13 protein-coding genes are annotated in these 14,235 nt (G+C 76.1%); all 13 read right to left on the bottom strand.

The features are described 5' to 3' along the window. Positions 1-52: 52 nt before the first annotated feature. Positions 53-388, bottom strand: a complete 336-nt coding sequence (locus A0J59_RS02985) for an Lsr2 family protein (protein WP_047233898.1) — start codon at positions 386-388, stop codon at positions 53-55. Positions 389-561: 173 nt separating this feature from the next. Then, positions 562-741 carry a hypothetical protein gene (locus A0J59_RS02980; protein WP_047233899.1) on the bottom strand — a complete coding sequence of 60 codons (180 nt, stop codon included), beginning with the start codon at positions 739-741 and terminating at the stop codon, positions 562-564. A 26-nt stretch (positions 742-767) separates the two neighbouring features. Next, entirely contained in the window at positions 768-2,231 is a 1,464-nt protein-coding gene (gene lysS, locus A0J59_RS02975; protein WP_082918703.1) for a lysine--tRNA ligase, read from the bottom strand. A 152-nt stretch (positions 2,232-2,383) separates the two neighbouring features. Then, a complete protein-coding gene (nadC, locus tag A0J59_RS02970) occupies positions 2,384-3,265 on the bottom strand; it encodes a carboxylating nicotinate-nucleotide diphosphorylase (RefSeq protein ID WP_255364938.1) in 882 nt (293 codons plus the stop codon). 266 nt (positions 3,266-3,531) lie between these two features. Then, positions 3,532-5,220: an L-aspartate oxidase gene (locus A0J59_RS02965; RefSeq protein ID WP_064315181.1), complete on the bottom strand. Its 1,689-nt coding sequence runs from the start codon at positions 5,218-5,220 to the stop codon at positions 3,532-3,534. Continuing rightward, entirely contained in the window at positions 5,217-5,675 is a 459-nt protein-coding gene (panD, locus tag A0J59_RS02960; protein WP_053370242.1) for an aspartate 1-decarboxylase, read from the bottom strand. The genes A0J59_RS02965 and panD overlap by 4 nt, the downstream gene beginning before the upstream one ends. Before the next feature lie 53 nt (positions 5,676-5,728). Continuing rightward, positions 5,729-6,739 carry a pantoate--beta-alanine ligase gene (gene panC / locus A0J59_RS02955; protein ID WP_064315180.1) on the bottom strand — a complete coding sequence of 337 codons (1,011 nt, stop codon included), beginning with the start codon at positions 6,737-6,739 and terminating at the stop codon, positions 5,729-5,731. Continuing rightward, entirely contained in the window at positions 6,736-7,746 is a 1,011-nt protein-coding gene (locus tag A0J59_RS02950) for a Rossmann-like and DUF2520 domain-containing protein (RefSeq protein ID WP_064315179.1), read from the bottom strand. Before A0J59_RS02950 ends, panC begins: the two co-directional genes overlap by 4 nt. Beyond that, on the bottom strand, positions 7,743-9,419 hold the full coding sequence (locus A0J59_RS02945) for a PH domain-containing protein (RefSeq protein WP_082918695.1): 1,677 nt from the start codon (positions 9,417-9,419) through the stop codon (positions 7,743-7,745). The genes A0J59_RS02950 and A0J59_RS02945 overlap by 4 nt, the downstream gene beginning before the upstream one ends. Next, positions 9,416-9,934, bottom strand: coding sequence for a PH domain-containing protein (locus tag A0J59_RS02940; RefSeq protein ID WP_064315178.1), 519 nt, complete (start codon positions 9,932-9,934; stop codon positions 9,416-9,418). The genes A0J59_RS02945 and A0J59_RS02940 overlap by 4 nt, the downstream gene beginning before the upstream one ends. A 113-nt stretch (positions 9,935-10,047) precedes the next feature. Continuing rightward, entirely contained in the window at positions 10,048-10,557 is a 510-nt protein-coding gene (locus A0J59_RS02935; protein WP_064315177.1) for a DUF3180 domain-containing protein, read from the bottom strand. Then, positions 10,557-13,175 (bottom strand): 2-amino-4-hydroxy-6-hydroxymethyldihydropteridine diphosphokinase, encoded by a 2,619-nt coding sequence (folK, locus tag A0J59_RS22220; protein ID WP_064315176.1) that lies wholly within the window; start codon positions 13,173-13,175, stop codon positions 10,557-10,559. Before folK ends, A0J59_RS02935 begins: the two co-directional genes overlap by 1 nt. Before the next feature lie 128 nt (positions 13,176-13,303). After that, positions 13,304-14,188, bottom strand: coding sequence for a dihydropteroate synthase (folP, locus tag A0J59_RS02925; RefSeq protein WP_082918701.1), 885 nt, complete (start codon positions 14,186-14,188; stop codon positions 13,304-13,306). Positions 14,189-14,235 lie beyond the last annotated feature (47 nt).

Here is a 14,235-nt window from a genome sequence, read left to right as displayed (position 1 = left end):
CCCCGCCGACGGACTCGTCGGCGGGGCGCTCCGGTGCTCGTGCGGCGTCGCGTCAGTGCGCGGCGTCGAACGCCGTCTGGATCTCCTGGGAGATGCGGCCGCGGTCGTTCACCGTGTAGCCGTTGGCGCGTGCCCACTCGCGGACCTCGGTCGCGCGGGCCGAGCCCGAGGATCGGCCGCTGCGGCGTGCGGGGCGGGCCGTGCTCGTGCGGGACGAGACCTTGCGCGCGTTGCCGACCCAGGACGCGAATGCGTCGCGCAGCTCCTGCGCATTCTTGGTGCTGAGGTCGATCTCGTAGGAGACGCCGTCGAGCGCGAACGTGACGGTCTCGTCGGCCGCGCCCCCGTCGAGGTCGTCGACGAGAATTACCTGGACTTTCTGGGCCACTGTGGTTACCTCACGCTTCACAGGAATGATTGTCCTCGTCAGGATGCATCGAAAACTCGGGACCGTCAATTGGCCGCGCCGTTGTCCGGCACGTGTCTCTCGCGGCTTAGCCCACCATTCCTGGACGCAAGTACATCATCTCGCGGCTATTTGCACGCGCTAACGGGCGATGCTCAGGAGTCGCGCGCGGGCGCGACATTCCCGCCGACACCCGATTCCTGCTCCGCGTCCAGGCGCGCGAGGGCGGCGCGCTCGTTGCGGTCGGCGCGCACGATGGCGCGCATCGCCACGTAGAAGAGCACGCCGACACCGATCGAGGGGATCAGTGCCGCGACGGTGGGCCAGATGTCCATGCTGTCGATCCTAGGTCTTGGGCGCGTTATTGCTGCGCGGGCTTCACGAGCGGGAAGAGGATGGTCTCGCGGATGCCGAGGCCGGTGAGCGCCATGAGCAGGCGGTCGATGCCCAGGCCCATACCGCCCGACGGGGGCATCGCGTACTCCATCGCGGTGAGGAAGTCCTCGTCGATGCGCATGGCCTCCTCGTCGCCGGCGGCCGCGAGCAGCGCCTGCGCCTCGAAGCGCTGGCGCTGGACCACCGGGTCCACCAGCTCGGAGTATGCCGTCGCGAGCTCGACGCCCCGCACGTAGAGGTCCCACTTCTCGACCTGGCCACGCACCGCCCGGTGGTCGCGCGTGAGCGGGGAGGTCTCGACGGGGAAGTCGCGCACGAACGTCGGCGCGACGAGGTGGTCGCCCACCAGGTGCTCCCAGAGACCCTCGACGAGCTTTCCGTGGTTGACGTTCTTCGGGTCGAAGGTGAGCTCGAACTTGTCGGCGTACGTCAGCAGCGACTCGACCGACGTCTCGGGCGTGATCGCCTCGCCCAGCGCGTCCGAGAGCGAGTCGTACATCTTCAGCTGCGTCCATTCGCCGCCGAGGTCGTATTCCGTGCCGTCGGCAAGCGTGACCAGGGTCGTCCCGAGCGCGTCCTGCGCGGCCCGCTGCACGAGGTTCTGGGTGAGCGCCGCCATGGTGTCGTAGTCGCCATAGGCCTCGTACGCCTCGAGCATCGCGAATTCCGGGGAGTGCGTGGAGTCCACGCCCTCGTTGCGGAAGTTGCGGTTGATCTCGAACACCTTCTCGACGCCGCCGACGGCCGCGCGCTTGAGGAACAGCTCCGGCGCGATACGCAGGAACAGGTCGATGTCGAAAGCATTCATGTGCGTCTCGAACTGGCGCGCCGCCGCGCCTTCCGGACGCGTCTGGAGCATGGGCGTCTCGACCTCGACGAAACCACGCTCCCAGAAGTTCTCGCGGATCGAGCGCACGACGGCGGCCCGCAGGCGCACCGTGTCCCGGGCGGCCGGGCGCGCGATGAGGTCCACGTAGCGCTGGCGCACGCGCGCCTCCTCCGAGAGCTCCTTGTGGAGCACGGGGAGCGGGCGCAGCGCCTTCGCGGCGATCTGCCACCGGTCGGCGAAAACGCTCAGCTCGCCGCGGCGCGAGCTGATGACGCGGCCGTGCGCGAAGAGGTGGTCTCCCAGGTCGACGTCCGCCTTGAACGACGCGAGCGACTCCTCGCCGACGACGGCCTGGCTCAGCATGACCTGGAGGCGGTTGCCCTCGCCGTCCTGGAGCGTGACGAAGCACAGCTTGCCCGTGTTGCGCAGGAACACGACGCGACCGGCGACGCCGACCTCGTCCTGCGTCTCCTCGCCCGTCTCCAGGTGCGCGTACGCGGCCCGGACGTCGGCGATCGTCGTCGTGCGCGGGACGGACACGGGGTACGGCTGGTCGCCGCGCGCGAGGATCCGCTCGCGCTTCTCGCGGCGGACCTGCATCTGCTCCGGCACGTCGTCGACGTGCTCCTCGGGCTCGCGCGCGTCAGGAGAAGGGGTTCCGGCGGGGGAGGTCACCCGAGGATTCTACCGACGCTCGCACGCCGTCGAGGTAGAGGCCTGGTACCAGGGCTCTACCTCGCGGTACCAGGGCTCTACCTCGGCGGGAGGGTGGGCAGGAGGTCGAGGGCGAGGTCGAGGATCGGGGCCGAGTGGGTGAGCGCGCCGACCGAGAGGTAGTCGACCCCGGTGCCCGCGACCTCGCGCGCGCGGTCCAGGGTGAGGTTGCCCGTGGCCTCGAGCTCGACCTTCGCCGGGACGCCGTCCTTCCCCTCGCGGGCCCGGACGGCGGCGACCGTCTCGGCGAGCACCGGCGTCGGCATGTTGTCGAGCAGGAGGAAGTCCGCGCCCGCCGAGACGGCCTCGAGCGCCTGCGCCGTCGTGTCCGCCTCGACCTGGACGAGCACGTCGGGGAACGTGCGGCGGATCGCGTCGATCGCGGCGCTCACCGAGCCGGCGGCCACGACGTGGTTGTCCTTGACCATCGCGACGTCGTAGAGGCCCATGCGCTTGTTCGTGCCTCCGCCGGCGCGCACCGCGTACTTCTCCAGGGCGCGCAGGCCGGGCGTCGTCTTGCGCGTGTCGAGCACCTGCGCGCCCGTGCCGGCGAGCTCGCGCGCCCACGCGCGCGTCGCCGTCGCGACGCCCGACGCGCGGCTCGCGAGGTTGAGCAGCGTGCGCTCGGCCGCGAGGAGCACCTGGACCGGCCCCGTGAGCGCGGCGAGGACGCGGCCGCGACCCACTGCCGTGCCGTCGGACGCGACGAACGTCACCTCGACGGGCGGGAGCCCGAACCGCTCGGCGACCTGCCGCGTCACCTCCTCGACGACGACGAGCCCCGCGACGACCCCGTCCGCGCGCGCCACGAGGTGCGCCGTCCCGGTGGCCGACGGCGGCACGGTCGCCTGCGTCGTGACGTCGCGGCCCGGCGCGACGCCCAGGTCCTCGTCGAGCGCCCGCGCGACGGTCTCGGCGATCCACGCCGGGTCGAGCCCCGGCTCGACGCGTGACGGGGCGGGCGGCGCGGCGCCGTCGGACGGGGAGGCGGGTACGGGCTCGGCAGGGCTGCTCACGGTCCCCCACCGTATCCGCTCGTCCGCGAGCAGAGGCTCCGCGTCCGGCAGGGGCGGCGGTCGCGTCCCGTCGACCCGCGCCGAGCCCGGGGTTGTCGTCCGACATGGGCGCGAACCCGTCGACAACCCCGGGTTCGGCGGGGCGGCCACGGCCGAGCGGAGCGGGTCCGTCAACGGACGAGCAGCGTCCCGTCCGCGTCGAGAGACACGAGCACGCGGCGCTCCCACGCCGGGTCGGTGTCCGGGAAGTCGGTGCGGAAGTGGCCGCCACGGCTCTCGGTGCGCAGCGCCGCGGCCGCGGTGAGCGCGGTCGCGACCTGGTGCACGTTCGTCGTCTCCCACTCCGCGGCCTGCGGCTGCGCGACGACGTCGCTCGCCTCGTGCGCGTCGGTACGGACCGCGGCGAGGCGGGCCGCGGCGGCGGCGAGGCCGTCGCCGTCGCGGATCACGCCGGGACCGGCTGAGGCGATCGACTGGATCCGCGAGCGCGCCGCGGCCGCGACGAGCGCCGACGCGCCGGGACGTCGGACGGGCTCGACCGGCTCGAGCTCGCCCGCCGCGACCCGGTCGGTGATCTGGCGCGCCGCGCGGTGCGCGAACACGAGCCCCTCGAGCAGCGAGTTGGACGCGAGCCGGTTGGCGCCGTGGACCCCCGTGCACGCGACCTCGCCGATGGCGTAGAGCCCGTCGACGGTCGAGCGCCCGTGCAGGTCCGTCACGACGCCGCCCGAGTGGTAGTGCTGGGCCGGCGCCACGGGCACGGGCTCCTCGGTCCAGTCGAGACCGTTCTCCGCGAGCCGCTCGGTGATCGTCGGGAAGCGCGAGCGCAGGAAGTCGGCGCCGAGGTGTCGCGCGTCGAGCAGCACGTGGTCCGAACCCGTGGCAGCCATCTGCCGCACGATCGCGTGCGCGACGACGTCGCGCGGCGCGAGCTCGGCCATGGGGTGCTGCGCGGGCATGAAGCGGTGTCCGTCGGTGTCGAGGAGGATCGCGCCCTCGCCGCGCACCGCCTCGGAGATCAGCGGGAGCTGCCCGCGCGCGCCGAGCCCGAGCCACAGGACCGTCGGGTGGAACTGGACGAACTCGAGGTCGCCGAGCGTCGCACCCGCGCGGAGCGCCGCGGCGATGCCGTCGCCCGTCGCCTGCGGCGGGTTGGTCGAGGAGCGGAACACCTGGCCCACTCCCCCGGTCGCGAGCACGACCGCGCGCGCGAGCACCGCGCCGACGCCGTCGCGCGTGCCCTCGCCGCGCACGTGGAGCGTGGCTCCGCAGGCACGCGGGGCGCCGTCGGGACCCTCACCCGTGAGGACGTCGAGCACGAGCGCGTTCTCGATGACCTCGATGCCCGGGTCGCTGCGCACCGCGTCGAGCTGCGCGACCAGTGCACGAGAGATCTCGGCCCCCGTCGCGTCGCCGCCCGCGTGCGCGATGCGGTCCGCGTGGTGACCGCCCTCGCGCGTCAGCGCGATGTCGCCGTTCTCGGCGCGGTCGAAGTTCGCGCCGCGGGCCACGAGCTCGCGCACGCGCGCGGGACCCTCGGTGACGAGCACCTCGACCGCGGCCGGGTCGCACACCCCGACGCCCGCGACGAGCGTGTCCGCCAGGTGCGCCTCCGGCGAGTCCTCGGGGTCGAGGGCCGCCGCGATGCCGCCCTGCGCCCACACGGTCGAGCCCGACGACAGCTCGCCCTTGGTGACGAGCAGGACGCGCGGCACGCGCGTGCGCAGCTCGAGCGCCGCGGTGAGTCCCGCGATGCCCGACCCGACGACGACGACGTCCGCCGTCGTCGTCCAGCCCGGCGCCGGGGCCGCGAGGGTCCGGGCGAGCACGGGAGCGCCGGGCCCGCCGCGTCCGCTCACGCGGGGCGCACCGCGGACGCGACGCCGGCCCCGCCGTCGCCGCCACGGAACGGGGCGAACGGCAGGCCGCTCGCCTCGAGGCCGTGTCCCGCGGGCACGAGGCCGGGCTCGTCCGAGAGCTCGACGATCCGGTTCTGCTCGTCCACGAAGACGACGTTCGGCAGGTAGGTGCGCGCGTCGGCGTCGTCGAGCATGCCGTAGGCGATGAGGATGACGACGTCGCCCGGCTTCACGAGGTGCGCGGCGGCGCCGTTGATGCAGACCTCGCCGGCGCCGCGCTCCCCCGGGATGACGTACGTCGTCAGGCGCGCGCCGTTGGTGACGTCCACGACGTCGACCTGCTGGCCCGGGTAGAGGTCCGCGGCGTCGAGCAGGTCGGCGTCCACGGTGATCGAGCCGACGTAGTGCAGGTCGGCCTGCGTCACCGTCGCGCGGTGGATCTTGCCGATCATCATGGGGCGCTGCAAGGACGCCGGACGACGCTGCGGGCTCGACGGGGTCTGCGCGGTCACGCGGTACCTCCAGGTGCGGGGGCACGGCCGTCGGGGTCGGCGGCCCGGGTCGCGGGCGGCGCGATCTCGACGGCCGCGTTGTCGATGAGACGGGTGGTGCCCACGCGTGCCGCGACCAGGAGGAGCCCGGGGCCGACGGCGCCGGGCGCCAGGTCCTCCACGGTAGCGGGATCGACGAGCACCACGTAATCCAGGTCAACGCCGTCGGCGGCGTCCAGGATTCCCCGCGCGGCGGCGAGGACGCCCGGCGCGTCGGCGCCCGCGTCCGCCGCGTCCCGACCGGCGCGCAGCGCGCGGCTCAGCGCGAGCGCCTCGTCGCGCTCCGCGGGCGACAGGTAGGCGTTGCGCGACGAGCGCGCGAGCCCGTCCGCCTCGCGCACCGTGGGCACCGCGAGGATCTCCACGCCCACGTCGAGGTCGGCGACCAGGCGTCGGACCGCGAGGAGCTGCTGCGCGTCCTTGGCGCCGAACACCGCGACGTCGGGCCGCACCAGGTGGAGCAGCTTGAGCACGACCGTGAGCACGCCGTCGAAGTGACCGGGCCGCGACGCGCCCTCGAGCACGGTGCCGATCCGGCCCGAGGTGACCCGGACGATCGGGCCGGCGCCTCCTGCCGCCGGCCCGAGGTCCGGGTACAGCTCCTCGACGGCGGGGGCGAAGACGACGTCCACGGCGACGTCGTCGCCCGCCGCGGCGAGCAGCGCGACGTCGGCCGCGACGTCGCGCGGGTAGCGCTCGAAGTCCTCGCCGGGACCGAACTGGAGCGGGTTGACGAAGTCGGTGACGACGACCTGCCCGTCCGGGCCGACCTCGGCCCGCGCGCGGCGCACGAGCTCGAGGTGCCCCGCGTGCAGCGCCCCCATCGTCATGACGACGGCGCGGCGCGCGCCGGGGTGGGCGGCCGCCCAGCCGTCGAGGGCGGCGCGGAGGTCGGCACGCGTCGTCACGACGCGCGGGGTGTCCGGCCGGGGCGTCGGCGGGACGCCCGGGGCGGGGGTGGTGGTCATGCCGTTCCTTCGTCGTCGTGCGGGTCGTGCGGGTCGTGCGGTGCGGCACCGGGCCCTGCGTCGGGCGGGTCCCCGAGCGCGTCGAGGAGCGTGCGGGCGGTCGGCTCGTCGAGACGTCCGCCCGCGAGCGCCCGGTGGGTCGCCGCGCGGCCCAGCGCGCGGTACGACGGCGGTACGTCGGACGCGTCGCTCGTGGCCGCGAGCGCGTCGAGGGCTTCCAGGTGCTCGCGCACCGTGCCGACGTCGCCGCGCACCACGGGGCCGGTGAGGCCGAGGAGCGCGCCCGCCCCCGCCCCCGTGCCCGACTCGGCGCCCGCGTCCGCGCCGCGGGTCGCGCCGTCGAGCGCGGCGGCGAGCAGCGGGGCGAGCGCCCGGCCCGGCTGGTCGACGCCCGCGGCCTCGAGCGCCTGCGCGGCCTGGGCGACGAGCACGACGAGGTGGTTCGCCCCGTGCGCGAGGGCCGCGTGGTAGAGCCCGCGGGACTCCTCGGCCACGACCACGGGCTCTCCGCCGAGCTCGACGACGAGCGCCTGCCCGATCGGCAGGACCGGCCCCGGCGCCGTGACGGCGAACGTCGTGCCCTCGAGCCGCGCGAGGTCGAGCGACGTGCCGGTGAACGTCATCGCGGGGTGCAGCGCGAGCGGGATCGCGCCGGCGGCGCGGGCCGGGTCGAGCACGGCGGTCCCGTAGCGGCCGGACGTGTGCACGACGATCTGCCCCGGCTGCCAGGCCCCCACGTCGGCGAGGCCGCGGACCAGGTCGCCCAGCGCGTCGTCGGGCACGGCGAGGAGCACGAGCTCCGCGCGCTCCACGACCTGGGGGACCTCGAGCACCGGCACGCCGGGGAGGAGGGTCTCGATGCGCTCGCGCGACGCGTCGGACACGCCGCTCGCGCCGACGACGCCATGCCCGGTCGCGCGCAGCGCGCTCCCGAGGACCGCGCCGACGCGGCCCGCCCCCACGACGCCCACGCCGAGGCGTCCGGGCCGCGCGCCCGCCGCGCTCACGGCCGCTCCCCGTCCTCGGCCCGGCGGTCGGCGGTTTCCGCGCCTGGCACGCGACCGGGCACGCGACCAGGGTCTGCCGCGGGCACCGCGTCGGGCTCGACGGCGGACACCGGGATCGGCTCGGTGGCGGGTACCAGAGGCACGTCGTCGCGGCGCATCCACAGCTCCGGGCCCGCGTGCGCACGGGCCTCGCGGGCACGCTCGGCCTGGGTGTCGAGGAGGCGCGCGGCGTCGCCCGCGTCGAGGTGCCAGACCTTGGGCGAGACCGGGCCGGGCGTCGAGTGCACCGCGAACGTCGCGACGTCGAACCGACGCTGGAGCGGGCCCTGCTCGAGCCCGAGCGACTGCGTCCGCTCGTGCGGCACGACGACGAGGCTGCGGAACACCCGCCCGCCGCGCAGGAGGAGCGCGCGGTCGGTCACGGTGTACCCGTTGCGGCGCCAGGACACGAGGTCGAGCAGCCGCGCACGGCGCGGGGTCACGACGTAGTGCTGACCGGCGTCGAGGCCGGACAAGCCCTCGTCGAGGAGTGCGCGCGGGTCGGGCGTCCCGAGATCGGGCAGCACGAGCCACAGCGCGGCGAGCGCCTCGTCGCGCGTCCCGACGGGCAGCAGCACGCTCGTCGTGTCCGACCCGTCGGAGCTCACCCCGTAGCCCGCCACGTTGACGTCGACCCGCCACCAGTCCGGCCCGCGCCAGAACGGGCCCTGGCGCAGCCGCACCGCCTGGACGCGGCCGGGCGGGATCGTCTGCGACCGGGTCTCCAGGAGGCCGTGCCGCAGGCGGATGCCGTCCGGCGAGATCGCCGAGCGGAAGCCGAACTCGCCCGAGAACCGGGAGAAGAGGAAGCCGCCGAACCCGAGGACCGCGGGCAGCGCGCTGAACAGCACCCCGATCTCGCGCGTGCCGATGACGACCCCGGCGATCCCCAGCACACCGAGGACGAGGCCGACCGTCGCGCCCGACCGGACGAGCGAGGCGACGAGCCGACCCGGACCGACGGCGGTGACCGGCTGCTCGGGCGCCTCCGGGGCGACCAGCACCTCGTCGCCCACGGCCGCTCCGCCGATCGGCCGCACCGACGACGGGGTGCTCGGGTCCGCCGGGGACGTGGCACCGACGCCCGTCCCGCTCCCCTCCGCGGCCGCCGTCGGGACGCCGGCCGGACGCTCGCGCGCGACCCGCAGGCCGGCGGCGCGCGCGAGGAGGTCGTTGCGCAGCCGGTTGGCCTCGACCTCCTTGAGGAAGCCGAGCTTCACGCCCGAGTCCGCGCCCCCGGCGACCTCGAGCTTGAGCTCCGCGAGGCCGAAGAAGCGCGCGAGGAGCGGCTGCACGACGTCGACCGCCTGGAGCCGGTCCAGCCGTGCCTTGCGCTGCTGCCGGAAGAGCACGCCCGTGCGCAGGTGCACCGACTCGTCGTCCACCGCGTAGCTCGTCATGCGCCACGCGAGCGCCGAGTACCCCAGCCCCACGAGCCCCACCGCGAGGATGCCGAGGAGGATCATCCACCAGCGGTTCCCCTCGAGGAGGTTCTCCCCCTCGGGCAGCCCGTTGAGCGTCTGCTGCCCGACGACGACGAGCAGCACCGCGATGACGGTCCAGCCGCGCACGAGCGGGGTGACCGGGTGCACCCGGTGCCACACGAGGTCGTCGGTGGCCGGTGCTTCGCTCACAGGCCCGCCAGCCTCGCCTCGCCGCGCGACGCGAGACGGTCGCGCAGACGCTCCGCCTCGGCGGGCTCGAGGCCGTCGATCGTCGCGTCGGTGGACGCCGACGCGGTGTGGAGCTGCACCTGTGCGATGCCGAGCTTGCGCGCGAGCGGCCCGGCCTGCACGTCGACGTACTGCATGCGGCCGTACGGCACGACGACGAGCTGGCGGAACATGATGCCGTGCCGGATCAGCAGGTCGTCGTCGCGCTCCGCGTACCCGATCGCGCGCACCTGGCGCGGGACCAGCACGAGCGCCCACAGCCCGAGGAGCACGAGCACCCCGAGCACGAGCCACTGCCACCAGTGCGGGAAGAGGATCGCCAGCACGATCGCCGCGACGGCCGGCACCGCGAGCGTGATGCCCACCGACAGCAGGCGTGCGGTGACCAGCCGGGGCGACACGCGCGTCCACTCGATGCCGGGCGGGTCGAAGGGGCCGGTGCCGCGGGCGTCCAGGCCCCGTGCAGGGTCGGTCATGCGTCGATTCTCCCATCCCGTCCCGGTGCGCCCGGGGTCGCGCGTCACGGCCGGCCAGGGCGCCGCCGACGCCCCCGGGTCGCGGTGCGCTGCCGTGCCGAAGAACGCGAACGTCAGGCGGGCGTGCTCGCGCCCGGCGTCTCCGGGTCCTCGCGCGTCGTCGAGCTCTCGCGGCCCTCGCCGCGGTCCTCGGGCGGGAGCTGGCAGAACCGCTCGGCCACGAGACCGACGACGGCCAGCAGCACCGCGCACGCGACCGCGACCCCCGCCGCCACCGCGCGGTCGCGCTGCGCCTCGATCGAGAGGTCGGGCAGGGCCACGAGCACCTGCGCGCCGTACCAGCCCGCGAGCAGGGCGCCCGTGAGAGCAGCGGCCTTGGCGAGCACGAACGTGCGCGCCGCCCGGATCGCGTCGAGCGAGGGCCGCTTGCCCCGCTGGTAGGCGCGGACCGTCCACCCCGCCCAGAACACCGCCGCGGCGAGCGCGACGACCGCCACGTCGACGATCCACGGCACCGCCGGCAGGTGCGTGCCGCGGCCCTGGAGGAGCCGCACGACGAACCAGCCCACGACCGCCGTGGCGACGGCCACGAGCAGCAGGGTGCGGACCGAGGTGCGCCGCATCAGCGCTCGGCGTCGTGCGCGCCGCCCGAGACCGGCCCGAACGGCGGCCACGGGTCGGTCGCCGGGTGCAGGGACGCGTCGGCGAGCGGACCGGGTGCCGACGCCTGCGCCGACTGCTGAGCCTGCTGCTGGACCGGCCCCGTGACCGGGGCGAAGGGCACCGACCGGATGATGCCGTCGTCGACCGGGGTGGCCGGGTCGGCGGGGGTCTGCGCGGGCGGGACCGCCACCGGCGGGGCCCCCGCGGGGTGCACAGCGACCGGGGGCTCTGCCGGGCGGACGGGCGCGAAGGCGGGGAAGACGGGGGCGCCCGGCTCCGGAGGCTGCACGACGTCCTGCGACGACTCGGGGTCGGGCAGCGCCGCCGGCCGGTGCGACGGGCCGGGGAACGGCGCGACGGGCGGCGACCCGGGCTCGTGCGAGCCGAACGAACCGTCCGGGACGACCGCCGGGGCGCCTTCGGCCGAGGGCGCCACGCCCTCGGACACCGGGGCGAAGACCGGCCGGGCCGCGACGGGCTCCGCCGGGGCTGCCCGCGGCGGGACCGCGGCCTGCGGCGGGGCGACGGGGAGCACCGCGCCCGGGGCCGAGGTCGCCTGCGGCGGCGCGGCCTGCACGGGCAGCGGCTGCTGCGGCACCGAGGGCCGCTGGGGCAGCGCCTGGTGCGGAGCCTGCGGCGGGACGGGCGGGTGCTGCGGCCCGGCCGGCACGGGGACGTCCTCCGGGACCGCCTGCACACCGACCGGTCCCGACGTCGACGGTGAGTCGTGCGGCCCGGGGGCGGCGTCGGTCGGCGGCTGCCGGTACGGGTCGTCGACGACCACGGGCTCAGCCGGCGCGGGGGCCGCGTCGGAGCCTCCGGTCGCGAGCGGGACCGCGCCCGTGGGCTCGGGCGCCGCGTCGGTCAGCCAGTCCAGCGCGAGCCACCGGATGCCGCCGCGGTCGGGCGCCGTCGCCGCGAGCGCGGCGACAGGTCCCCCACCGAGGCCGGGCAGCACCGCGTCCGGGTCGATCTGCGACCACGGCTCGAGCACGAACGCCCGCTCGTGGGCGCGCGGGTGCGGCAGCTCCAGGTCGTCGGCGACGGCCGTGAGCGTGCCGTACACGATGAGGTCCACGTCGAGGGTGCGCGGCCCCCACCGCTCGTCACGCACGCGGCCGTGCGCCTGCTCGACGGCCTGGCACGCGTGCAGCAGGTCGCGGGCCGAGAGGCGCGTGCGGGCGAGCAGGACCGTGTTGAGGAAGTCGGGCTGGTCGGGACCGCCCACCGCCGCCGTCCGCGCGAGCGGGGAGACCTCGGTGATCTCGAGCCCGGAGATCCGGTCGAGGTCGGTGATCGCGTCGCGCAGCGTCTGCTGGGCGTCGCCGAGGTTCGCCCCGAGGGCGAGCACCACCTCGACGAACCCGGCGGGCACGTCGTCCATGCGGTCGTGCTCGACGGGCGGAGCAGCGATCTCCTCCTCCGCGGCGACCGGCGCGGCAGGCTCCTCGGACGGCGCGACCGGGGCACCGGCGTCGGGCGCTGCCGCTGCGACCGCGGCGGCGGCGACGGGCGCCTCGGGCGCCGCGTCGCCCTGCCCCTCGTACGTCGGCTCGTACGTCGGCTCGCCGAAGGGCGCGGGAAGCGGCTCGGCGGGAACCGCGGGCGCCTGGTCGTGGACCGGCTCCGGCTCGTGCTCCGCGACGGGTCCGGCGGCGGGGACCTGCCCCTGCTGCTCGGACGCGGGCGGGTCGGCCGGCTCGGCCGGCGTCGGCACCGGCACCGCGCCTGGCCCGCCCTCCGCGGCGGGCTCGGCCGGCGCCGGAGGCGCCGAGGCCTCGAGCAGCGCCTCGTACGGCGCCGGGACCGGCTCCGGCGCGGGGGCCGGTGCCTCGGGGGCGGGCGCGGCGGCCGTCGGCACCTCGTGCGCCGGTGCGGGCGGCGCGGGCACCGCCGGGGCCTCGCGCGTGGCGTCGCGCTCGTCGTCGAGGTCCGGGGCGCCGCCCGCGACCTGGTGCTCCGGCTCGGGCGACGGGGGCTCGACGGGGAGCGCGGTCGAGCCCGGGGGGATGCTCGGCGGCATGACGTCGTGCGCCGGGGCGATCTCGACCCGCTCCTCGGCGACCGGGGCGTCCCCGACACCGTGGATGAGGGCCGGCGCGACCGAGCCCACGGGGATCGGCGCGACGAGCTGCTCGGACCGGCGGGAGAGCGGCGCGACGACCGGCACGACGACGCGGTCGCGGCGGATGACGACCTCGACGTCCTCGAACGGGACCGTGATCGGCGCCTGCGGCTTGTGCACGGCGACGTCGACCGCGACGACCTCGTCGTGCGTGAGGATCGTCGCCGCGATGCGCTCGGCCACCGTCTCGACGAGGTCGGCGGGCGAGCCCGCGAGGACGGCCACGACGTCCTCGGCGACGCCCGCGTAGCTGACGGTCTGGTCGAGGTCGTCCCCGCTCGCCGCGGCGCGCGTGTCCAGGTGGAGCACGACGTCGGCGCGGAAGAGCTGGCCCTCGGCCTTCTCGTGCTCGAAGACGCCGTGGTGCCCCGTGGCGCTCAGGCCCGTGAGCCGGATCCGGTCGAACGGCCGTCCGTCCGCGTCGAGGACCGCTCCTGCGAACGCTGTGGTCACGTCGTGCTCCCGTCCGGTGCTCCGCTGCCGCCCGCCGGTCGGGCGGACGGACCTCTCGGCACCGTGTCTCGTTGCGTGTGTCGTGCTGCGCCGGGCCGGCCGCGCCGCGGGGCCCGTCGCCCATCCTGCTAGGTGGTGGGCCGCGCCGTCGAGTCGCTCCCGCTCCTCGGTCGGTCGGTCGCGCCCCCGCTCCCGCCCCGCCGACCCGACCCTGCCTCGCCGGCGCGGGACCATGCCGCCGCGACGCGCACGGCGTCGGCCGACGCCCGGACGGTGTGGACCCGCACGCACCACGCGCCCGCGGCGGCCGCGAGCGTCGTGATCGCGGCGGTCGCGTCGTCGCGCAGCAGGGGCGGCACGGGCTGCCCGTCCGACCGCGCGAGGAGGTGCCCCAGGAACCGCTTGCGGGATGCGCCGACGAGCACCGGCAGGCCGAGCTCCTCGAGCTCGCCGAGGCGGGCGAGCAGCGGCCAGTTGGACGACCCCGCCTTGGAGAACCCGAGGCCGGGGTCGAGGACGAGCTGGTCGCGACGCACCCCGGCCGCGAGCAGCGTCTCGACGCGCACGGCGAGCTCGTCGCGCACGTCCGTGACGACGTCGTCGTACTCCTCGAGGTCGTCCATGACGTCCGCGTGGCCGCGCCAGTGCATGCAGACGTAGGCGACGCCCGTCCGTGCGACCACGTCGGCCATGGCCGGGTCGGCGAGGCCGCCCGAGACGTCGTTGACGATCCGCGCGCCCGCCGCGACCGCGCGCTCGGCGACGACCGCGCGCGTCGTGTCGACGCTGACGACGGCACCCTCCGCGGCGAGCGCGGAGATCACGGGCAGCACGCGCGCGAGCTCGGCCTCGACGGGGACGCGGCCCGCGCCGGGGCGGGTCGACTCGCCGCCCACGTCGAGGACGTCCGCGCCCTCGCCCAGCAGCTCGCGCCCGTGCGCGACCGCGGCGTCGGGCTCGTACCACTCGCCGCCGTCGGAGAACGAGTCCGGCGTGACGTTGACGACGCCCATGACGAGCGTCCGGCCGACGTCGGCCAGCTCCTCGAGCCCGGCGACCA

Origin of the sequence: Cellulosimicrobium sp. I38E, from assembly GCF_001647255.1 — a bacterium.
GTDB lineage: Bacteria > Actinomycetota > Actinomycetes > Actinomycetales > Cellulomonadaceae > Cellulosimicrobium > Cellulosimicrobium cellulans_E.
Note: the sequence above shows the minus strand (reverse complement) of the source record. Positions and strands in the feature narration are given on the sequence as shown.